At 69.9% G+C, this 19,900-nt stretch carries 20 protein-coding genes and 2 pseudogenes; 6 read left to right on the forward strand and 16 right to left on the reverse strand.

Annotated elements, in window-relative coordinates:
- Window positions 1-4 precede the first annotated feature (4 nt).
- A complete protein-coding gene (locus QFZ58_RS12100; RefSeq protein WP_307124930.1) occupies window positions 5-397 on the reverse strand; it encodes an SCO5389 family protein in 393 nt (130 codons plus the stop codon).
- A 263-nt stretch (window positions 398-660) separates the two neighbouring features.
- Between QFZ58_RS12100 and nucS the strand changes: the two genes are divergently transcribed.
- The gene (nucS, locus tag QFZ58_RS12105; RefSeq protein WP_307124931.1) at window positions 661-1,332 is read left to right on the forward strand and encodes an endonuclease NucS; all 672 of its coding nucleotides are present in this window, start codon (window positions 661-663) and stop codon (window positions 1,330-1,332) included.
- 70 nt (window positions 1,333-1,402) lie between these two features.
- Here the strand turns inward: nucS and QFZ58_RS12110 are convergent, their stop codons facing one another.
- The 4 genes and pseudogenes from QFZ58_RS12110 to QFZ58_RS12125 form a co-directional block, all read right to left on the reverse strand.
- On the reverse strand, window positions 1,403-3,886 hold the full coding sequence (locus tag QFZ58_RS12110; RefSeq protein ID WP_307124932.1) for an ATP-binding protein: 2,484 nt from the start codon (window positions 3,884-3,886) through the stop codon (window positions 1,403-1,405).
- Between the two features lie 214 nt (window positions 3,887-4,100).
- Entirely contained in the window at window positions 4,101-4,424 is a 324-nt protein-coding gene (locus QFZ58_RS12115; RefSeq protein WP_307124933.1) for an STAS domain-containing protein, read from the reverse strand.
- A 230-nt stretch (window positions 4,425-4,654) separates the two neighbouring features.
- On the reverse strand, window positions 4,655-5,503 hold the full coding sequence (locus tag QFZ58_RS12120) for a 3-hydroxyacyl-CoA dehydrogenase family protein (RefSeq protein ID WP_307124934.1): 849 nt from the start codon (window positions 5,501-5,503) through the stop codon (window positions 4,655-4,657).
- A gap of 127 nt (window positions 5,504-5,630) precedes the next feature.
- Window positions 5,631-5,978 (reverse strand): annotated as a pseudogene (locus QFZ58_RS12125) (TetR/AcrR family transcriptional regulator); the annotation flags it as partial.
- Between the two features lie 4 nt (window positions 5,979-5,982).
- Between QFZ58_RS12125 and QFZ58_RS12130 the strand changes: the two are divergent.
- A pseudogene (locus QFZ58_RS12130) lies at window positions 5,983-6,111 on the forward strand (ABC transporter permease); the annotation flags it as partial.
- A 13-nt stretch (window positions 6,112-6,124) separates the two neighbouring features.
- Window positions 6,125-6,697: a cob(I)yrinic acid a,c-diamide adenosyltransferase gene (locus QFZ58_RS12135; RefSeq protein ID WP_307124935.1), complete on the forward strand. Its 573-nt coding sequence runs from the start codon at window positions 6,125-6,127 to the stop codon at window positions 6,695-6,697.
- A 1-nt stretch (window position 6,698) separates the two neighbouring features.
- Here the strand turns inward: QFZ58_RS12135 and QFZ58_RS12140 are convergent, their stop codons facing one another.
- Complete coding sequence (locus tag QFZ58_RS12140) at window positions 6,699-7,256, reverse strand: hypothetical protein (protein ID WP_307124936.1); 558 nt, start codon at window positions 7,254-7,256, stop codon at window positions 6,699-6,701.
- 151 nt (window positions 7,257-7,407) lie between these two features.
- Between QFZ58_RS12140 and QFZ58_RS12145 the strand changes: the two genes are divergently transcribed.
- From QFZ58_RS12145 to QFZ58_RS12155, 3 genes are all read left to right on the forward strand, one after another.
- Window positions 7,408-8,610 carry a sensor histidine kinase gene (locus QFZ58_RS12145; protein ID WP_307124937.1) on the forward strand — a complete coding sequence of 401 codons (1,203 nt, stop codon included), beginning with the start codon at window positions 7,408-7,410 and terminating at the stop codon, window positions 8,608-8,610.
- The gene (locus QFZ58_RS12150; protein ID WP_307124938.1) at window positions 8,607-9,257 is read left to right on the forward strand and encodes a response regulator transcription factor; all 651 of its coding nucleotides are present in this window, start codon (window positions 8,607-8,609) and stop codon (window positions 9,255-9,257) included. Before QFZ58_RS12145 ends, QFZ58_RS12150 begins: the two co-directional genes overlap by 4 nt.
- Window positions 9,258-9,438: 181 nt before the next feature.
- Window positions 9,439-11,319, forward strand: a complete 1,881-nt coding sequence (locus tag QFZ58_RS12155) for a glycoside hydrolase family 18 chitinase (RefSeq protein ID WP_307124939.1) — start codon at window positions 9,439-9,441, stop codon at window positions 11,317-11,319.
- Window positions 11,320-11,486: 167 nt separating this feature from the next.
- On the opposite strand, the gene QFZ58_RS12160 is transcribed toward QFZ58_RS12155, so the two are convergent.
- The 10 genes from QFZ58_RS12160 to QFZ58_RS12205 form a co-directional block, all read right to left on the reverse strand.
- Window positions 11,487-11,933, reverse strand: coding sequence for a DUF2550 domain-containing protein (locus QFZ58_RS12160; protein ID WP_307124940.1), 447 nt, complete (start codon window positions 11,931-11,933; stop codon window positions 11,487-11,489).
- Between the two features lie 141 nt (window positions 11,934-12,074).
- A complete protein-coding gene (locus QFZ58_RS12165) occupies window positions 12,075-12,449 on the reverse strand; it encodes a F0F1 ATP synthase subunit epsilon (protein WP_307124941.1) in 375 nt (124 codons plus the stop codon).
- Window positions 12,450-12,558: 109 nt separating this feature from the next.
- On the reverse strand, window positions 12,559-14,001 hold the full coding sequence (gene atpD / locus QFZ58_RS12170; RefSeq protein ID WP_307124942.1) for a F0F1 ATP synthase subunit beta: 1,443 nt from the start codon (window positions 13,999-14,001) through the stop codon (window positions 12,559-12,561).
- On the reverse strand, window positions 14,001-14,918 hold the full coding sequence (locus QFZ58_RS12175; RefSeq protein ID WP_307124943.1) for a F0F1 ATP synthase subunit gamma: 918 nt from the start codon (window positions 14,916-14,918) through the stop codon (window positions 14,001-14,003). The genes atpD and QFZ58_RS12175 overlap by 1 nt, the downstream gene beginning before the upstream one ends.
- A gap of 3 nt (window positions 14,919-14,921) precedes the next feature.
- Window positions 14,922-16,493 carry a F0F1 ATP synthase subunit alpha gene (gene atpA / locus QFZ58_RS12180; protein WP_307124944.1) on the reverse strand — a complete coding sequence of 524 codons (1,572 nt, stop codon included), beginning with the start codon at window positions 16,491-16,493 and terminating at the stop codon, window positions 14,922-14,924.
- Between the two features lie 145 nt (window positions 16,494-16,638).
- Window positions 16,639-17,454 (reverse strand): F0F1 ATP synthase subunit delta, encoded by an 816-nt coding sequence (locus tag QFZ58_RS12185; protein WP_307124945.1) that lies wholly within the window; start codon window positions 17,452-17,454, stop codon window positions 16,639-16,641.
- Window positions 17,451-17,996 (reverse strand): F0F1 ATP synthase subunit B, encoded by a 546-nt coding sequence (locus QFZ58_RS12190; RefSeq protein ID WP_073745251.1) that lies wholly within the window; start codon window positions 17,994-17,996, stop codon window positions 17,451-17,453. Before QFZ58_RS12190 ends, QFZ58_RS12185 begins: the two co-directional genes overlap by 4 nt.
- A 42-nt stretch (window positions 17,997-18,038) precedes the next feature.
- Window positions 18,039-18,284 carry an ATP synthase F0 subunit C gene (gene atpE, locus QFZ58_RS12195; protein ID WP_014048348.1) on the reverse strand — a complete coding sequence of 82 codons (246 nt, stop codon included), beginning with the start codon at window positions 18,282-18,284 and terminating at the stop codon, window positions 18,039-18,041.
- A 73-nt stretch (window positions 18,285-18,357) separates the two neighbouring features.
- Window positions 18,358-19,173 carry a F0F1 ATP synthase subunit A gene (gene atpB, locus QFZ58_RS12200; protein WP_307124946.1) on the reverse strand — a complete coding sequence of 272 codons (816 nt, stop codon included), beginning with the start codon at window positions 19,171-19,173 and terminating at the stop codon, window positions 18,358-18,360.
- Window positions 19,174-19,400: 227 nt separating this feature from the next.
- A complete protein-coding gene (locus QFZ58_RS12205) occupies window positions 19,401-19,838 on the reverse strand; it encodes a hypothetical protein (RefSeq protein ID WP_307124947.1) in 438 nt (145 codons plus the stop codon).
- Window positions 19,839-19,900 lie beyond the last annotated feature (62 nt).

The following is a 19,900-nucleotide window of genomic DNA, read 5'->3' on the forward strand; positions in this document are numbered from 1 at the left end:
GCGCTCAGCAGTCCCGAAGTCCGGGCGACTGGTTGAGCAGCTGGCCCCTCACCGAGGTGAAGCGGGCCAGGCGCTCGTCGACCGAGGCGTCCAGCGGGAACACCGCGACGCGGTGGCAGTTCTGGAATGCCAGACGCACTCCGAAGTGCCGCTGCAGCGCACCACGTATCGCATCACTCGCGAGCGCGCGCAGCAGCTGACCACGTGCCTGCTCGTCCGGCGGAGGCGTCTGGTTGTCGGCGAACTGTCCGCCGTCCACCTTCAGCTGGGCCACCAGGGAGCTGATCATCTCCCATGCGTAGGGCAGGGAGGTCCGGACGCAGTCGACGAAGTCGGCTTCGTCGACCTCGCCTCGCTCGGCCTGTTCCAAAAGGGCCGGTGAGACGTCGAGCGACATGGGTTCTCCTCTCGCGACCCCGGCGGGTCACCGGGGCCTTACGGGCAGGGAAGAAGGCCGGCGACGCTGCGTGCACAGACGGCGACCTCCTGCTTCCACGGTAAGGGCGCAGTCCGGGCCGCACCAGGAGATTGGGAACACAACCGGCCAATAACGAACGGTCGCAAAGACGGACAAGCCCGAAAGCCGTCCGTCAAGGGCCCGACCGGGCGCCGGGACCGGGAATCGCGTCGGACACCGGTCGTCGAGTAGCGTTGCCGACCATGCGTCTCGTCATCGCCCGTTGCTCCGTCGACTACGCGGGCCGGCTCACCGCCCACCTGCCCTCCGCCCCCCGTCTGATCCTCGTGAAGGCGGACGGCAGCGTCTCGATCCACGCCGACGACCGGGCGTACAAACCTCTCAACTGGATGTCCCCGCCGTGCACCTTGAAGGAGGGCGCCGACGGCAGCGAAGGCGTCTGGACCGTGGTGAACAAAGCGGGCGAGAAACTGATCATCACGATGGAGGAGGTCCTCCACGACTCGTCCCATGAGCTGGGCGTGGACCCGGGGCTCATCAAGGACGGTGTGGAGGCGCACCTCCAGGAACTGCTCGCCGACCGGATCGAGACACTCGGCGAGGGTTACACCCTGATCCGCCGCGAGTACCCGACCGCCATCGGCCCGGTCGACATCCTGTGCCGGGACGCGGAGGGCAGGACCGTGGCCGTGGAGTTGAAGCGGCGGGGCGACATCGACGGTGTGGAGCAGCTGACCCGCTATCTCGATCTGCTCAACCGCGATCCGCACCTGGCGCCGGTGCGGGGTGTCTTCGCGGCCCAGGAGATCAAGCCACAGGCCCGGGTGCTGGCGACGGACCGCGGCATCGGGTGCCTGGTCCTCGACTACAACGCGATGCGCGGCATCGAGGACGACAAGCTCCGGCTGTTCTGACCTGGGGCCGATCGTGCCCGATCGCCGGGCGGGCCGGGATCATCCCGGCCCGCCCGGCGATTTCCGGTTTTCAGACCACGGTCGATGCGGTGCCGGAGGGGCTCGACGATCCCGCGCCCGCTTCCGAGGCGGTCGCCGACTCCGCGGGGCCGCTCGCCGAGTCGGTGTTCTCCGGCTCCGACGGGGAATCGGTCGGGGTCGGCTCCGTCGTGCTCTCGCTGGGGGTCGGCTCCGGCGACGTCGTCGGGGGCGTGGTGCTCGGCGAGGCCGTCGGTCCGGTCGATTTCCCGGTGGGCGACGGCTTCCCGGACGGCGGCGGGTCGCTGGGGCTGCCGCTGGAGGGGGTGTCCGTGCCCGGGCTCGTCCCAGGGCTCGACGTGCCCCGCGACGGCGTCGCGCTGCCGGACGGGACCGTGTCCCCCGACGCCCCGGGGGACACGGTCCCGTCGGCCGGGCCGTCGTCGGAGGCCGGGCCGTCGGCCGGCTCGTCCGCGGGGGAACCGTCCTGGCTGTCGTCCTCGGTGACCGATTGCTCGGTCGTGACGTCGCTGCCCTCGGGATCCTCGCTGCCGGAGGTCGCACCCAGCGTCACCACGGTGCCCAGCACGGCTGCCAGCAGGGCGCCCGCGCCCACCGCGACCACGTTGCGCCGGGCGCCCCGGAGCACCGTACGGCCGCCGAGCGCGCCGGCGACCCTGCCTGCGGGACGTGGCGCGGGGACGTGGTGGGACACGCGGGTGAACGGCTCCTCGACCACGCGCGGGAAGAGGGGCATCACGGCCGGCACCCCGCCGGGCGGCGAGGCGGGCGAGGCTTCGGCCGGCGGGACCCCGCCGCTCGGTGCGGGCCCGCCGGAACGGTCCTCGACCAGGGCCAGCGCCCTGCGTCCCGCCACCGCGCCGGCCTTGTCGGCGAGCGCGCCGCGCATGCCGATGGACGCCTCCAGCTCCGCCCTGGCCCGGTCCAGGTGGCCGGTGCAGAGCGCGAGGACGCCCAACTCGTGGTGGAAGTAGGCCTCCTCCGCCACCTCGCCGGCGATCCTGGCGGCTTCCTGCCCGATCCTGAGGGCCTTCTCCCAGACGCCCCAGTGCATCCCCGCCGCGAACGCGGGCGAGGCGCTGCGGGCCAGCAGGACGGCCACGCTGGCCTGTTCCCCGGCGTCGCCCGGCAGGAGGGGTGCCATCGACGCGAGGACGGCGTCCGCCTCGGCGACCGCACGTTCGGGGGTGACGGACGGGTGCCCCGCCCACCAGGCGTAGTGCTGGGCGGCGCTGCGGGCGTGCGCCGCAGCGTCCTCGCCGTAACCGCTCGCCTCCAGCTGGGCCAGGACACCGGCGGCCAGCCGGTAGCGGGGGCCCGCCGGGGAGAGCAGACCGCACAGGGACAGCTCCCCCAGCGCGGCATCGGCGTGGGTGTCCCCGACGAGGGCCGGCAGGTGCGCCTGGTGCGGGACCTCACCGCCGAGGGCGACGGCGAAGCGCAGGGTCTCGCGGGCCGACTCGCTCAGCCGGGAGGCGAGCAGGGCGGCGGGTGCCGCGGCCTCGCCCAGGCCGGGCAGGGGCACGTCCTTCGGCTCGATCCGGCCGAACGGCGTATCGGCGGGTTCTCCGTCGCCGTAGCCGTCGAAGGACTGCGGGTCCGTGCGCATCTCGTCGCGTCGGCGCAGCAGGGCGCCGGCCTGGACGAAGCGCAGCGGCAGGCCTTCGGACTCGAACCAGAGGTCGCCGGCCCAGTTCGCCTCGTCGTCGGTGAGGGTGCGCTCGACGACGTGTTCCAGGAGCTCGATCGAGGCGCTGCGGCTCAGGCCGGAGAGGAAGACCTCCTCGAGGTCCGCGTCGGCGGTGGATGCGGGCACCTCGGACGTCGTGCCGAGGAGGAACGCACACTCGGGCGTCGCGTCGAGCAGCTCCTGCAGCGCTCCGCCCCCCAGCTCCAGATCGTCGAGCACGACCACGGCGCCGATGCCGTGGACGAGGGCCAGGAGGCCCTCGCGGTCGGGCCGGTGCAGCGGAGCCCGGTAGACGGTCTCGAAGAGCCCGTACAACAGGTCCGTGGCGGTCCGCTTGTGCCCGGAGAGCCGGACGACCCCGTCGGGCGCCAGGTCCGCGCAGTCGGTGGCGACGGCGTTCAGGAGAGCCGTGCGGCCGGACCCCGCGGGGCCGGTGAGCCGCACCGAGCGACCCCGCGCCAGCAGCCGTACGAGACGTTCCCGCTCGTCCTGGCGCTCGAGGAGCGGCAACCGGGGTGCGGGCGGTCCCGGAGGCACGGGCGGCGCGGTGGCGCGTTCCCGCTCGGCGCGTTGCGCGGCGGTGTGCCGTACGGGCGGGGCGGGCTGCTCCCCGGGCCGGCACGGCTCGATCTCGCTGCCGTCGACCGGGTTGACCGTGAGCAGGAAGTCGCCCGAGGTCAGCTGCACCGTGCGGGACTGCTGTGCGGCCTGGTGCCCGAAGTCCGGCGTCAGGGCTTCGCGGGACTGCCGTCGCCGCTCGGTGTCCTCACCGGGGTGGTCGCCGTCATGCCCGTACTCTTCCGGTTCCCGGTTGGTCGGGTCCATCGTCAAGTCCCCCAGACGCATAGCGCGCGGTTGCCCCACCCGGCCTCGCACGCCCCGCTGTCGCTTCCGGTCCGGTGTCCGCCCGTGGGTCCGTGTACCGGCAGACGGCCGAACCTTAAACCTTCGCACAGTATCCACGCACCGGCGGGGGGCCGCGCCGCCCAGCCCGTCACGTTCTCGTGAGGATTGTGCGTGCATCCCCGCCGGGCAGGGCTCAGACGCGCGGCAGGGAGTCTGCGGCGATTCCGCCCTCGATGGCCAGAATGCGATGCAGTCTCGTCGCCACCAGCAGGCGCTGCATCTGCGGCGGCACACCGCGCAGCACCAGCCGTCGGCCCGCCCGGCCCGCCCGGCGGTGCGCACCCATGATGACGCCGAGTCCGGTGGCGTCCCAGGAGTCCAGCTCGGTCAGGTTCAGTACGAGGTCACCGGCGCCGTCGTCGACGGCCGCATGCAGAACCGTACGGGCGTCCGCCGCGCTTCGGACGTCGAGGCGGCCCCCGACGGCCATCTCGACGTGGTCGCCCCTGATGTGCATATGCGCTCCCCGGATGACTCCGCAGCAAGGTCGGTCTGTCTGAAATCTCTTCCGTCTCTGCCACAACTGACTGCCGCAGCGACATGGAAGTTGCCGTCTGTGGGTGAACCGATACCGAATTCACCCCGAGGGGTGAAGGGGATCCCCCGGATCGTGGCATCCGGGCACCGGATCCCACGGGACCCCCGGCTGGTTGACGGCACGTCGGACAGCCGGGGACCCGGAAACGATCAGTAGGTGTAGAAGCCCTGCCCGCTCTTGCGGCCGATGTCACCTGCGTCGACCATCCGGCGCATCAGCTCCGGGGCGGCGAACTTCTCGTCCTGCGACTCGGTGTAGATGTTGCCGGTGGCGTGCAGCAGGATGTCGACGCCGGTCAGGTCGGCCGTCGCGAGCGGCCCCATGGCGTGGCCGAAGCCGAGCTTGCAGGCGGTGTCGATGTCCTCGGCGGAGGCGACGCCCGACTCGTACAGCTTGGCGGCCTCGACGACGAGCGCCGAGATCAGCCGGGTGGTGACGAAGCCGGCGACGTCGCGGTTGACGACGATGCAGGTCTTGCCGACGGACTCGGCGAACTCCCGTGCGGTGGCGAGGGTTTCGTCACTGGTCTTGTAGCCGCGCACCAGCTCGCAGAGCTGCATCATGGGAACGGGCGAGAAGAAGTGCACGCCGACGACGCGCTCCGGGCGCTCCGTCACGGCCGCGATCTTGGTGATCGGGATGGCGGAGGTGTTGGAGGCGAGGACGGTGTCCTCCCGCACGACCTTGTCGAGCGTCCGGAAGATCTCGTGCTTGACCTCGAGCTTCTCGAAGACGGCCTCGACGACGACGTCGGCGTCGGCCACGGCGTCGAGGTCGGTGGTCGTGGTGATCCGGGCGAGCGCGGCCTCGGCGTCGGCCGCCGCCAGCTTGCCCTTGGAGACGAACTTGCCGTAACTCGCCTCGATGCCGTCGCGTCCGCGCGCCAGGGCCTCGTCGGTGACGTCACGCAGGACGACGTCCCAGCCCGCCTGGGCGGAGACCTGCGCGATACCGGACCCCATGAGTCCGGCGCCGATGACGGCGAGCTTCCTGGCCACGTTGGCACCCCTATGCACTGTCGACGGTTCACATGCTCTCCGGCGGAGGTTAGTACCCGTGAGGGGCCCTGGGGCGGCTAAGAGATGCGCGTCACGTCTCACATGACGGACATCACACCGGCCCGCGTCACGCGGCGGCGCGTCGCGCGTAGTTGAGCACCTTCTCGCCGAGGAGGCCCTCGACGCCGTCCAGCAGCACGAGGGCCTCCCTGGACACCTCGGCGGGCTTGCGGCCCGCCACCATCACGCGGCCGATGTGTCCCATGAGGGTGTCGTGCACCCGGGAGAGCTGACCCGCCACCAGGACCGCGGTCGGGTCGCCGGTTTCCGCGCCGGACTCCTCCAGGACGGTCGCCTCCAGGTGGAGGAGGGCGTCCTGCTGGATGTGCCAGAGACGCGCCTTGAGGCTTTCGGCGCCCTCGATGACCCGCATGAAGCGGTCGTAGCCCTCCATCAGGCCGACGGTGGGCGAGACGCCTGCGGTCCGCGACGCCTACACCGGTTCGCACGCCACCGCGCACATGCGGTACGGGGTCCTGGTGTCGGTGGCCTGCGCGGTTCCCGCCGTGACGGTGGGCACACGCGTCTTCCGCAGGGCCGGGGCTTAACTAGGCTGGCCCCATGGTCAACCTGACGCGCATCTACACCCGCACCGGCGACCGGGGCACCACCGCCCTCGGGGACATGAGCCGGACCGCGAAGACCGATCTGCGGATCTCCGCCTATGCCGACGCCAACGAGGCCAACGCGGTCATCGGTACGGCGATCGCGCTCGGCAGTCTCTCCGAGGACGTGGTCAAGGTCCTCGTCCGCGTACAGAACGACCTGTTCGACGTGGGTGCGGACCTGTCCACACCGGTCGTGGAGGACCCGAAGTACCCGCCGCTGCGGGTCGAGCAGTCCTACATCGACAAGCTGGAGGCCGACTGCGACAGCTTCCTTGAGGAGCTGGAGAAGCTGCGGAGCTTCATCCTGCCGGGCGGTACGCCGGGGGCGGCGCTGCTGCACCAGGCCTGCACGGTGGTCAGGCGGGCGGAGCGTTCGACCTGGGCGGCGCTGGAGGTGCACGGGGAGGCGATGAACGCGCTGACGGCGACGTACCTCAACCGCCTCTCCGACCTCCTGTTCATCCTCGCCAGGTCGGCGAACAAGGAGGTCGGGGACGTGCTGTGGGTGCCGGGAGGCGAGCGCTGAGTCAGCGGCCGGCTCCCACCCGGCCCTTCGGCTCCCGCTTCGGGGCGACGGTGTAGCCGACGGCGATGATCAGGTTGATGCCGATCACCCAGAGCATCTTCTGCTGCCACATCCGGAGCGAACCGGTGTCCCCGTCCACGCCGACGTACCAGACCGCGCCCTGGAGCAGGGCCATGGCGGTCACCGCGGCCAGGCTCCAGCGGGCCGCGGTCCGCCACTCGTGGGCCGCCCGGGCCATTCCGTACGTGGGGGGCTTCACCGGCGCCGGTCCGCCCGCGAAGCGGTGGACGACCCTGGCGTCCGCCCACCTGATGGTCGAGCGGCCGAGTCCCACGGTGAAGCCGATGTAGACGGCGGCCAGGCCGTGCTTCCAGTCAGGCTCGGCGCCGTTCCTGAGGTCGAAGGCCGTCACCACCAGGAGCACGAGCTCCAGCAGCGGCTCGCACAACAGGACGGCCGCGCCCAGCCGGGGCTTCTTCGCGGCGTACCGCAGTGCGAGTCCGGCGGCCAGCAGGACCCAGAAGCCGACCTCACAGAGCAGGATCAGTGTGACGATCACGGGATTTCCCCTTCCGGTCCCCTCCAGACTCCCCTCCGTACGGCGCCGGATCGTCGTCGGCGGGGACGAAACGGGACTGCATCCTTCGATGTAGCCGGGGCTCCCCCCTCGTACGGACGTGCCGTGGACCCGCGCCGTGTTGGATGGACCCGTGTCCCTCTCTTCACGACCGCACCGCCACGACGTACTGATCGCGGTGACCGGGCTGGTGGGTGGGCTGGCTCTCTGGGCCGCCGGGCTGCACACCCAGGGCGGGCGGCTCTTCGGCGCCCACTGGGTGGCTCTCGTGCCGCTCGCGGTGACGGCCGGCCTGGAGCTGCTGCGCCGGTGCCGGCCACGGACCGCGATCGTCCTCGGGACGTTCGCGCTGCTCGCCGACCAGTTCACGACGGGCAGCCTGGCGACGGTCCTGATGTACACCGACCTCGTGTACGCGGCCGTGGTGTACGGAAGCCCGGCCGCGGCCCGGCGGATCCCGGTGGCCACCTTCCTGGTCACCGTCGCGGTCACCATCGGGTTCTTCGCCTGGTTCCGCGACGCCGAGGCACTGCTGATCGGCGTGGTGACCGGACTGGTCTCCTTCGCCCCCGCGATCACGGGGGTCAGCGTGCGCAATCATCGCGACGCCGCCGAGACGGCCCGGCTGCGTGCCGACCAGACAGCGTTGCTCGCCGAGATGGACCGGGTCCAGGCGGTCACCGCGGAGCGGTCCCGGATGGCCCGCGAGCTGCACGACATGGTCGCGGGCCACCTCTCCGCGATCGCCATCCACTCCACCGCCGCGCTCTCCATCGACGACCCGGCCGACCCGGCCACCTCCCGCGACGCGCTGGGCGTGATCCGGGAGAACAGCGTCGAGGGGCTGGCCGAGATGCGGCGGCTGATCGGACTGCTGCGGGAGCCCGGTGGCGATGACGCCCCTGCCGCGGCGCCGACCCTCGCCTCCCTGGACGTCCTCGTCGGGCAGGCGGGGGCCACGTCCGCGCCCAGCGGGCTGACCGTCACGCTGGACGACGGCCGGGAGGGGGCCGGGAAGCTGCCCGCCCCGGTGGAACTGGCCGCCTACCGCATCGTCCAGGAGTCCCTCACCAACGCGCTGAAACATGCCGCGCCGGGACCGGTGGAGGTCCGGCTGGGGCGGTCGGGGAACCGGCTGACGGTCGAGGTGAGCAGCGTGGCCGGTGACCGTCCGGACCCTCGCGCCCCCGGGTCGGGGGCCGGCCTGGCAGGGATGCGGGAGCGGGTGGCACTGCTCGGCGGGACGCTCGAGGCGGGGCCCGTGTCCGGGGACGGCACGGCGCTCTGGCGGGTACGGGCCGTACTGCCCGTCGGCGAAGGGATCCCGGGACGATGACGATCCGGGTACTGGTGGCCGAGGACCAGTCGGCCGTACGGGCGGGTCTCGTGCTGATCCTGCGCAGCGCACCGGACATCGAGGTCGTGGGTGAGGCCGGCGACGGCGAGGCCGCCGTGCGCCTCGCACGTGAACTGCGCCCCGACGTGGTGCTGATGGACGTACAGATGCCCCGCCTCGACGGGGTGTCCGCGACACGGCAGGTCGTGTCGGAGGAGCTCGCGGACGTCCTGGTGCTGACCACCTTCGATCTCGACGAGTACGTCTTCGGGGCGCTGCGCGCGGGCGCCGCCGGCTTCCTGCTGAAGCACACGGACGCGCGCGACCTGATCGACGGGGTGCGTACGGTGGCGCGGGGCGAGGGCCTGATCGCCCCGGCCGTCACGCGCCGGCTGATCGCGGAGTTCGCCGGCACCACGCCGGCACGCAGGGCCGCGGCGCCGGACCCGCCGGGGCTCGACACGCTGACCCGACGGGAACGAGAGGTACTCGCCTGCCTCGGTGAAGGGCTGTCGAACGCCGAGATCGCGGGGCGGCTCTCGATGGCGGAGGCAACCGTGAAGACCCACGTCAGCAGGCTTCTGGGCAAGCTGAATCTGCGCAGCCGGGTCCAAGCAGCCGTACTCGCACAAGAGTTGCGCCTCTGAGTCGTCCGAGTCGACGCGGGAAACTTTGGTCTGGACCTCTTGACGATTGGTCCAGACCTTCCTAATCTCACCGAGCACGCACGCTGCGGTGAGTACGCCATGACAAGCGCGCTCAGGGCGACGCAGGGTTTGCAGTCCACGGACCACCCCCCGTTTGCCGGACCTCACCCGAGGAGCACCGTTGAGCACTGAAACCCCCCTACGCCGATCCCGACCCAGATGGAGACTCGGAGCCGGCGGAGCCACACGATCCAAGGCGGTCGCGGGCTTCACCGCGCTGCTCCTGCCGCTCGCCGCGATGGTCGGGCTGGCCTCCCCCGCCGAAGCCGCCACGTCGGCGACCGCCACCTACGTCAAGAAGTCCGACTGGGGCAGCGGCTTCGAGGGGCAGTGGACGGTCAAGAACACCGGCACCACCGCCCTCTCCTCCTGGGCGATCGAGTGGGACTTCCCCTCCGGCACCGCGGTCGGCTCCGCCTGGGACGCCTCCGTCACCAGTTCCGGAACCCACTGGACCGCCAAGAACCTCGGCTGGAACGGCACGGTCGCCCCCGGCGCCAGCATCAGCTTCGGCTTCAACGGCACCGGCTCCGGCTCCCCCACCGGCTGCAAGCTGAACGGCGCCTCCTGTGACGGCGGCAGCGTCCCGGGGGACAACGCCCCCTCGGCACCCGGCACCCCCACTGCGAGCGGCGTCACCGACACCTCGGTGAAGCTCAGCTGGAGCGCCGCGACGGACGACAAGGGCGTCAAGAACTACGACGTCCTGCGCGACGGTTCCAAGGTCGCCACGGTCACCGGTACGACGTACACCAACACCGGGCTCACCGCCGGTACCGACTACTCGTACACCGTGCAGGCCCGTGACACCGCCGACCAGACCGGCCCGGTCAGCGGTGCGGTGAAGGTGCACACCACCGGCGGCGGCGGCGGCAACCCGGGCCCCGGCGACAAGGTCAACCTCGGCTACTTCACCGAGTGGGGCGTCTACGGGCGCAACTACCACGTCAAGAACCTCGTGACGTCGGGTTCCGCCGCGAAGATCACGCACATCAACTACGCGTTCGGCAACGTCCAGGGCGGCAAGTGCACCATCGGTGACGCCTACGCCGACTACGACAAGGCCTACACCGCCGACCAGTCGGTCGACGGCGTCGCCGACACCTGGGACCAGCCGCTGCGCGGCAACTTCAACCAGCTGCGCAAGCTCAAGGCGAAGTACCCGCACATCAAGGTCATCTGGTCGTTCGGCGGCTGGACCTGGTCGGGCGGCTTCGGCGCCGCGGCACAGAACCCGGCCGCGTTCGCCCAGTCCTGCTACGACCTGGTGGAGGACCCCCGCTGGGCCGACGTCTTCGACGGCATAGACATCGACTGGGAGTACCCCAACGCCTGCGGTCTCACCTGTGACACCAGCGGCCCCGCCGCGCTGAAGAACCTCTCCTCGGCGCTGCGCAGCAAGTTCGGCTCGAACAACCTCGTCACCGCCGCGATCACCGCGGACGGCTCGGCGGGCGGCAAGATCGACGCGGCGGACTACGCCGGCGCGTCGGCGTACTTCGACTGGTACAACGTGATGACGTACGACTTCTTCGGCGCCTGGGAGGCCAAGGGCCCGACGGCCCCGCACTCCCCGCTGACCTCGTACAGCGGCGTCCCGCAGGAGGGCTTCAACTCCGCCGCCGCCATCGCCAAGCTGAAGGCGCAGGGCGTCCCGGCCAAGAAGCTGCTGCTCGGCATCGGCTTCTACGGCCGCGGCTGGACCGGCGTCACCCAGGCCGCTCCCGGCGGCACCGCGACCGGCGCCGCCCCGGGCACGTACGAGGCGGGCATCGAGGACTACAAGGTCCTCAAGAACAGCTGCCCGGCCACCGGCACCATCGCCGGCACCGCGTACGCGCACTGCGGCACCAACTGGTGGAGCTACGACACCCCGGCCACGATCACGTCCAAGATGGCCTGGGCGAACAGCCAGGGCCTGGGAGGCGCGTTCTTCTGGGAGTTCAGTGGTGACACCGCGAACGGCGAGCTCGTGAGCGCGATGGACAGCGGCCTCAACTAGTCCCCACGCCGCACCGACCGCACCACCCCGCACAAGCGCCGGGGAGACGGGTCCGCCCCCTGTCTCCCCGGCTTTCGCATGCTTCCGAGGGGCCGTCGGCGCCTCAGGCAGCGGGACCCACGGGGGCGCAGTGCCTCAGGCACTCAGGCACTCAGGCACTCAGGCACTCAGGCCACATTGACTCGCTGGCCGGGCGGTGCCGCCTCCAACCAGGCGAGGAAACCGGTCAGCGCGTCCTCGCTCATCGCCAGCTCCAGGCGCGTCCCCCGGTGGAGACAGCCGAGCACGACGGAGTCGGACAGGAGCGCCAGCTCCTCCTCGCCCTCGGGCAGCCGGCGCGCGACCACCTCGATGGCGGAGCGCTCCAGACCCCGGCGCGGGCGGGGGGCGTAGGAGAAGACCCGGAACCAGTCGACGCGGTCACCGCTGTAGCGGGCGACGCCGTACACCCATCCCTTGCCGGACGGATCGGGCTCCTCGGACACGTCCCAGCGCAGGCTGCAGTCGAAGGTTCCGCCGGACCGCTGGATCAGCCGCCTGCGCAGACCGAAGACGAACAGACCCACCGCGACCAGCACGACGACCAGGCCGCCCACCCACAAAGCGAGGACCATCTCCACCGACCTCCTCGCATCGTCGAGTAACGGATACCGAACCGAGCCGAACCGGACTGCACCTGCATCGCCTCAGCCGCGACACGCTCCGGATGATTCCGGAACGGGCCGCGGCTGAGTCAAAACATCTCGTGGGGACGCTCAGTGCGCCGCCACCGCACGCAGTCGCACATCGGCGCGCCGCTCGGAAGCGGCGTCCGTGTCCGACTTCGCACGCTCCAGCGCACGCTCGGCGCGCTGGACGTCGATCTCGTCCGCCAGCTCGGCGATCTCCGCGAGCAGCGAAAGCTTGTTGTCGGCGAACGAGATGAAGCCGCCGTGCACAGCGGCGACGACCGTCCCGCCGTCGCTCGTACGGATCGTCACCGGGCCCGATTCCAGCACACCCAGGAGCGGCTGGTGACCGGGCATGACGCCGATGTCGCCGGACGTGGTACGTGCGACAACGAGGGTGGCCTCGCCGGACCAGACACTGCGGTCCGCGGCGACCAGCTCGACATGCAGCTCAGCAGCCAAGGGTGGCTCCTCGGGTCACCACCCGGCGGTCGTGCCGGGTGTCGTTTCGATTCTACGGGGCGTGGTGAGGGGGGCGGGACACACCCACCCCCCTCGGTGAGCCGGAGGCTCAGGAGACGCCGAGCTCCTTGGCCTTGGCCTTGAGGTCGTCAATGCCACCGCACATGAAGAACGCCTGCTCGGGGAAGTGGTCGTACTCCCCGTCGCAGATCGCGTTGAACGCGGCGATCGACTCGTCGAGCGGAACGTCCGAACCGTCCAGGCCGGTGAACTGCTTGGCGGCGTGGGTGTTCTGCGACAGGAAGCGCTCGACGCGACGGGCACGGTGGACAACGAGCTTGTCCTCCTCGCCCAGCTCGTCGATACCGAGGATCGCGATGATGTCCTGGAGGTCCTTGTACTTCTGGAGGATCCCCTTGACGCGACTGGCGGCCTCGTAGTGGTCCTGCGCGATGTAGCGCGGGTCCAGGATGCGGGACGTCGAGTCCAGCGGGTCCACGGCCGGGTAGATGCCCTTCTCGGAGATCGGACGGGAGAGAACCGTCGTCGCGTCGAGGTGGGCGAACGTGGTGGCCGGGGCCGGGTCGGTCAGGTCGTCCGCGGGGACGTAGATCGCCTGCATGGAGGTGATCGAGTGACCACGCGTCGAGGTGATGCGCTCCTGGAGCACACCCATCTCGTCGGCCAGGGTCGGCTGGTAACCCACCGCGGACGGCATGCGCCCGAGCAGCGTGGAGACCTCGGAACCGGCCTGCGTGAAACGGAAGATGTTGTCGATGAAGAGCAGCACGTCCTGCTTCTGCACATCGCGGAAGTACTCCGCCATGGTCAGGGCGGACAGCGCGACCCGCAGACGGGTGCCCGGCGGCTCGTCCATCTGGCCGAAGACCAGCGCGGTCTTGTCCAGGACGCCCGACTCGGTCATCTCGTCGATGAGGTCGTTGCCCTCACGGGTGCGCTCGCCGACACCGGCGAACACCGACACACCGTCGTGCAGCTTCGCCACACGCATGATCATTTCCTGGATGAGGACCGTCTTGCCGACGCCCGCACCACCGAACAGACCGATCTTGCCGCCCTTGACATACGGGGTCAGCAGGTCGACGACCTTCAGGCCGGTCTCGAACATCTCGGTCTTCGACTCGAGCTGGTCGAAGGCCGGGGCCTTGCGGTGGATCGGCCAGCGCTCGGTGATCTGCGCCTCGGCCTCCGGCTCGTTCAGGATCTGACCGAGGGTGTTGAACACCTTGCCCTTGGTCACGTCACCGACGGGGACGGTGATGCCCGCGCCCGTGTCGGTCACCGCGGCCTGGCGAACCAGACCGTCGGTGGGCTGCATCGAGATCGCGCGGACCACGCCGTCACCCAGGTGCTGGGCGACCTCGAGGGTCAGCAGCTTGCGCGCACCGGCCTCGGCCGGGTCGTCGACCTCGACGTGCAGGGCGTTGTAGATCTCCGGCATCGCGTCGACGGGGAACTCCACGTCGACGACCGGGCCGATGACCCGGGCGACGCGGCCCGTGGCAGCGGCCGTCTCAACTGTCGTCGTCATTACTTGTCACTCCCCGCGGACGCGTCGGCCAGAGCACCTGCACCGCCGACGATCTCGCTGATTTCCTGGGTGATTTCGGCCTGGCGGGCCGCGTTGGCAAGCCGGGAGAGGCTCTTGATGAGGTCCCCGGCGTTGTCGGTCGCCGACTTCATCGCGCGGCGGCGGGCGGCGTGCTCGGAAGCGGCCGCCTGCAGCAGTGCGTTGTAGATGCGGCTCTCGACGTAGCGCGGCAGAAGGGCGTCGAGGACGTCCTCGGCCGACGGCTCGAACTCGAACAGCGGAAGGATCTCGCCCTTCTCGGTGCTCTCGTCCTCGCTCTCGTCGAGCGACAGCGGCAGCATCCGGCCGTCGACCGCGTTCTGCGTCATCATCGAGACGAACTCGGTGAAGACGATGTGCAGTTCGTCGACCCCGCCCTCGGCCGTGTCCTTCTGGATGGACTCGATCAGGGGCGCGGCGATCTTCTTGGCGTCCGAGTACTCGGGGCTGTCGGTGAAGCCCGTCCACGAGGCCGCGACCTTGCGCTCACGGAAGCCGTAGTAGGCGACACCCTTGCGGCCGACGATGTACGTGTCGACCTCCTTGCCCTCGGCCGCCAGCCGCTCCCGCAGCCGCTCCGCCGCCTTGATGGCGTTGGAGGAGTAGCCGCCGGCCAGACCGCGGTCGCTCGTGAGGAGCAGGACCGCGGCCCGGGCCGGAGCCTCGGCCTCGGTGGTGAGGGGATGCCTGGTGTTCGAGCCGGTCGCGACCGCGGTCACCGCACGGGTGAGCTCGGTCGCGTACGGCATCGACGCCGCCACCTTGCGCTGCGCCTTGACGATGCGCGAGGCGGCGATCATCTCCATCGCCTTGGTGATCTTCTTGGTCGCGGTGACGGCTTGGATGCGGCGCTTGTAAACGCGAAGCTGAGCGCCCATCGATCAGCCCTCGCCCAGGAGCTTGCCGTCCGAGGTCTCGAACTGCTGCTTGAAGGCGGCGATCGCGTCGGCGATCGACTGCAGCGTGTCGTCGGACATCTTGCCGCCCTCGGCGATGCTGGTCAGGAGGTCCTTGCGCTCGCGGCGCAGGTACTCCAGCAGCTCGCTCTCGAAGCGGCGGATGTCCTCGACCGGGACGTCGTCCATCTTGCCCGTGGTACCGGCCCAGACGGAGACGACCTGCTCCTCCATCGGGAACGGCGCGTACTGGGGCTGCTTCAGCAGCTCGACCATGCGCTTACCGCGCTCCAGCGACGCCTTGGAGGCCGCGTCCAGGTCGGAACCGAAGGCGGCGAACGCCTCCAGCTCGCGGTACTGGGCGAGGTCCACGCGCAGACGGCCGGAGACCTGCTTCATGGCCTTGTGCTGGGCGGAGCCACCGACTCGGGAGACCGAGATACCGACGTTGAGCGCCGGACGCTGACCCGCGTTGAACAGGTCGGACTCCAGGAAGCACTGGCCGTCGGTGATGGAGATGACGTTGGTCGGGATGAACGCCGACACGTCGTTCGCCTTGGTCTCGACGATCGGGAGGCCCGTCATCGAACCGGCGCCCATGTCGTCGGAGAGCTTGGCGCAGCGCTCCAGCAGACGCGAGTGCAGGTAGAAGACGTCGCCCGGGTAGGCCTCGCGGCCCGGCGGACGGCGCAGCAGAAGCGACACGGCGCGGTAGGCGTCGGCCTGCTTCGAGAGGTCGTCGAAGATGATGAGGACGTGCTTGCCGGCGTACATCCAGTGCTGGCCGATGGCCGAACCGGTGTACGGCGCCAGGTACTTGAAGCCGGCCGGGTCGGACGCCGGGGCGGCGACGATGGTCGTGTACTCGAGCGCGCCGGCCTCTTCGAGGGCACCGCGCACGGAGGCGATGGTGGAGCCCTTCTGACCGATGGCGACGTAGATGCAGCGCACCTGCTTGTTCACGTCGCCCGAGCGCCAGTTGTCGCGCTGGTTGATGATCGTGTCGACGGCCAGAGCGGTCTTACCCGTCTGACGGTCGCCGATGATCAGCTGACGCTGGCCGCGGCCGATCGGCACCATGGCGTCGACGGCCTTGTAGCCGGTCTGCATCGGCTCGTGGACCGACTTGCGGACCATGACGCCGGGGGCCTGCAGCTCGAGGGCGCGACGACTTTCGGTCGCGATCTCGCCGAGACCGTCGATCGGGTTGCCGAGCGGGTCGACGACGCGGCCGAGGTAACCCTCGCCGACGCCGACGGAGAGCACCTCACCGGTGCGCTGCACCGGCTGGCCCTCCTCGATTCCGCTGAACTCGCCGAGGACGATCGCACCGATCTCGCGCTCCTCGAGGTTGAGGGCGAGACCGAGGGTTCCGTCCTCGAACTTCAGCAGCTCGTTCGCCATGGCGGAGGGCAGGCCCTCCACCTTCGCGATGCCGTCACCGGCAACGCTGACCGTACCGACCTCCTCGCGCGAGGCCGCGTCCGGCTGGTACGACTGGACGAAGTTATCCAGTGCGTCCCGGATCTCCTCCGGCCGGATCGTGAGCTCCGCCATCTGGGTTCCCTGCTCTCCTTGTTGGGCCCGAAGTTTCTCAATGGGGTCTGGGGGCGACCCCCAGGAATCTTCTGCAATTTCTGCACGGCCCAACCGGGCCGCTGTTCTTGCTCGTTCAGTTGGTGCGGTGTGGCGCTGCGCGCTGTCAGCCGGCCATCCTGCGGGTGACCTCTTCGAGGCGCTCCGCGATCGTGCCGTTGATGACCTCGTCACCAACGCGCACCGAGATCCCGCCGAGGACTTCGGGGTCCACGTCCAGGTTCAGGTGCATCTGCCGGCCGTAGATCTTCGCCAGGGCGGCGCCGAGGCGCTGCTTCTGGCGATCGGACAGCGGCACCGCCGAGGTGACGACGGCGACCGTGCGGTCCCGGCGCTCCGCGGCGAGCCTGGACAGGGACTCGAGTCCCGCTTCCAGGCTACGTCCACGGGGCTGCGTCACGAGACGCGTGACCACGCGCTCGGTGACGGGCTGCGCCTTTCCGCCGAGCAGGCTGCGCAGCAGCTCACCCTTGGCGGAGGCCGGCGCGGACTTGCTGGTCAGGGCGGACCGCAGTGCCACGTCCGAGCCGACGATCCGGCCGAACCGGAACAGCTCGTCCTCGACGTCGTCCAGGACACCCGCGCGCTGGGCGGCGGTGAAGTCCGCGGTGTTCGCCAGTTCCTCGACCGAGTCGACCAGGTCACGCGACTGCGACCAGCGGGAGCGGACCATGCCGGACACCAGGTCCACGGCTTCGCCGCCGACCTGACCGCGCAGCAGCCGTCCGGCCAGCTCGGCCTTGGCCTCGCCGCCCTGCGACGGGTCGGTCAGGACCCGGCGCAGCGACACCTCGCGGTGGAGCAGCGCGGTGACGGCGGCCAGCTCTTCGGCGAGCTTCGCCGCGTCGACCGACGTGGAGTCGGTCAGCGCGTCGAGACGCTCACGTGCGGCAGCCAGTGCCTCGCGGCTCGCTCCGTTCATCGGACAGCCTCGGCCTTCGCCTCGAGCTCGTCGAGGAATCGGTCGACGGTGCCGCTCTGCCGGGCGTGGTCCTCGAGGGACTCGCCGACGAGCTTGCCGGCCAGGGCGGTGGCGAGTGAGCCCACGTCCTGACGCAGCGCCGAGGCCGCGGCCTTGCGGTCGGCCTCGATCTGGGCATGGCCGGCGGCGATGATCTCCTCGCGCTGCCGCTGACCTTCCGCCCTCATCTCCTGGATGATGACGGCACCCTGCTCCTGCGCCTCCTGGCGCAGACGGGCGGCCTCGTGGCGGGCCTCGGCGAGCTGAGCCTTGTACTGCTCAAGAACGCTCTGGGCCTCGGTCTGGGCCGCATCGGCCTTCTCGATACCGCCTTCGATGGCCTCGCGGCGCTCTTCCAGAACCTTGTTGATGTTCGGGAGGAGCTTCTTGGCGAGGAAGCCGAAGACGATGGCGAAGGCGATCAGGCCGATGACGATCTCAGGGATCGCCGGAAGCAGCGGGTTCTGGATCTCTTCCTCGGCCGCCAGCTGTAGGGCGTTCACATCAATGCCTTTCGTCGCATCGGGCAGTCGGAATGCCGCGACTTAGTCGACCGGGTAGACGAAGGGCATGACGAGACCGATCAGGGCGAGCGCCTCACAGAGGACGAAGCCGAGGATCTGGTTCGAGCGGATCAGGCCGGCAGCTTCGGGCTGGCGGGCCAGCGCCTGGGTGCCGTTACCGAAGATGATGCCGACGCCGACGCCGGGGCCGATCGCGGCGAGGCCGTAGCCGATGGAACCGAGGTTGCCCGTGATGTTGACGGCGGCGAGGGTCTCAAGAGCGGACATGCCGTTTCTTCCTTCTCTTTCAGAACCGGTGGGGGTTGGCCACCGGACGACTATCGGGGGTGGAGCTGGCTGCTCAGTGGTGCTCGGCGAGAGCGCCCTGAATGTAGTTGCAGGCCAGAAGCACGAACACGTAGGCCTGCAGCGCCTGGATGAAGAGCTCGAAGGCGGTCATCAGGATGGTCATCACGAACGAGACACCGGCGTAGGCGATGCCGATGCCGTTCAGCAGGTACCAGCTGGCGATCGTGAAGATCAGCAGCAGCACGTGGCCGGCGAACATGTTGGCGAAGAGTCGCACGGCGTGGGTGAAGGGCCGGATCAGCAGGTTCGACATGATCTCGATGAGCATGACGAACGGGAGCGCCGGGCCGATCGACGGGTCGTAGCCGGAGATGTTCTTCCAGCCGCCGACGAAGCCGTGCCGCTTGAAGGTCAGGCTGACCCAGAGGACGTACACGATCGCGGCCAGCGCCACCGGGAAACCGATGACCGAGACCACCGGGAACTGGGCGAGCGGGATGATCGCCCAGAGGTTCATGATCCAGATGAAGAAGAAGAGCGACACCATGAGGGGCACGTACTTCTTGCCCTCACGCTTGCCGAGCGTCTCGTAGACCACGCCGGTGCGGATGAAGTCGTAACCCGCCTCGGCGACCATCTGGAGCTTTCCGGGCACCAGCTTCGGCTTGTTGAACGCCGCCCAGAAGAAGCCGACGACGACAACGGTGCTCAGGACCGCCAGCAGCATCGGCTTGTTGATCTCGATGCCGCCGACGGTGAACATCGGCTCGAAAACAAAGGAGTGCAGGCCAGGAGCCGGGAAGCCGCATCCGTCGAAGATGTGGCAGTCGGTCTCGAAGGCGAGCACCGTCGTCGGGTCAGCACTCACCGCGGGCTCCTTCAGCGTGGCGCATAGGTACGGCAACCTCGTTGTGTCGGCGCGGCAGGCAGCCGCTGGTCGGCACTGGACTGGTGTTACGGATGGGGGGCGGCTCAGGCATTACGCCTCGCGTCGGAGCGGGCGTCGATTCGGATCGGATGCCCGCGCCCGCAGTGCCGCAGTTGGCACCGGACGATAGCAGGGTCTCGAACGCCCGCTTATCCCGGCCCTACCCCTCACGACGAAGACCCCGTGTTCTGGGGCTTCTTGGCCACGGACGGTTCCGGTTCGACATAGAGGATCTTGGTCTTCATGTGGACGCGGATCTGAGCGGCGACCCAGGAGAGCGTCGCGACGATGATCGCCGCGGCGAAGGCCCTCGGGTTGAAGAGCGTCGTGTCCTTGAATGCGGCCACGAAGACGAAGAGCAGCAGCAGCTCGGTCGTGTAGAGGGCGAGCCCCATGGACTGGAACAGGTGCGGCAGCGACTTCGCGGTGCGCTGGAGGACGGTGAGACCGATCCCCATGAAGAGGATCACCACCAGCGTCCCGACCGCCGCTCCGATCGCCCCCTTGCCACCCGCGACCGCACCGCTGACGGCGACGGTGACGGCACCGGCGACAGCAGTGGGCACGGCGGTGTGGAGGAGAGTCCGGACGTCGTTGGACGGCATGGCGGTAACTCCGCTTTGCAGGGGGTGGGCAGTGGTCGTCAGGGACGAGCGTAGGCCCGGTA

Origin of the sequence: Streptomyces sp. B1I3, assembly GCF_030816615.1 — a bacterium.
Lineage (GTDB): Bacteria > Actinomycetota > Actinomycetes > Streptomycetales > Streptomycetaceae > Streptomyces.

Excerpts from the sequence above, each read along its gene's own strand:
- nucS (WP_307124931.1), top strand. The coding sequence starts at position 661 with ATGCGTCTCGTCATCGCCCGTTGCTCCGTCGACTACGCGGGCCGGCTC.
- atpD (WP_307124942.1), bottom strand. The coding sequence starts at position 14,001 with ATGACGACGACAGTTGAGACGGCCGCTGCCACGGGCCGCGTCGCCCGG.
- QFZ58_RS12100 (WP_307124930.1), bottom strand. The coding sequence starts at position 397 with ATGTCGCTCGACGTCTCACCGGCCCTTTTGGAACAGGCCGAGCGAGGC.
- QFZ58_RS12160 (WP_307124940.1), bottom strand. The coding sequence starts at position 11,933 with ATGGTCCTCGCTTTGTGGGTGGGCGGCCTGGTCGTCGTGCTGGTCGCG.
- QFZ58_RS12175 (WP_307124943.1), bottom strand. The coding sequence starts at position 14,918 with ATGGGCGCTCAGCTTCGCGTTTACAAGCGCCGCATCCAAGCCGTCACC.
- QFZ58_RS12150 (WP_307124938.1), top strand. The coding sequence starts at position 8,607 with ATGACGATCCGGGTACTGGTGGCCGAGGACCAGTCGGCCGTACGGGCG.
- QFZ58_RS12110 (WP_307124932.1), bottom strand. The coding sequence starts at position 3,886 with ATGGACCCGACCAACCGGGAACCGGAAGAGTACGGGCATGACGGCGAC.
- QFZ58_RS12135 (WP_307124935.1), top strand. The coding sequence starts at position 6,125 with ATGGTCAACCTGACGCGCATCTACACCCGCACCGGCGACCGGGGCACC.
- atpE (WP_014048348.1), bottom strand. The coding sequence starts at position 18,284 with ATGTCCGCTCTTGAGACCCTCGCCGCCGTCAACATCACGGGCAACCTC.
- QFZ58_RS12185 (WP_307124945.1), bottom strand. The coding sequence starts at position 17,454 with ATGAACGGAGCGAGCCGCGAGGCACTGGCTGCCGCACGTGAGCGTCTC.
- atpA (WP_307124944.1), bottom strand. The coding sequence starts at position 16,493 with ATGGCGGAGCTCACGATCCGGCCGGAGGAGATCCGGGACGCACTGGAT.
- QFZ58_RS12205 (WP_307124947.1), bottom strand. The coding sequence starts at position 19,838 with ATGCCGTCCAACGACGTCCGGACTCTCCTCCACACCGCCGTGCCCACT.
- QFZ58_RS12115 (WP_307124933.1), bottom strand. The coding sequence starts at position 4,424 with ATGCACATCAGGGGCGACCACGTCGAGATGGCCGTCGGGGGCCGCCTC.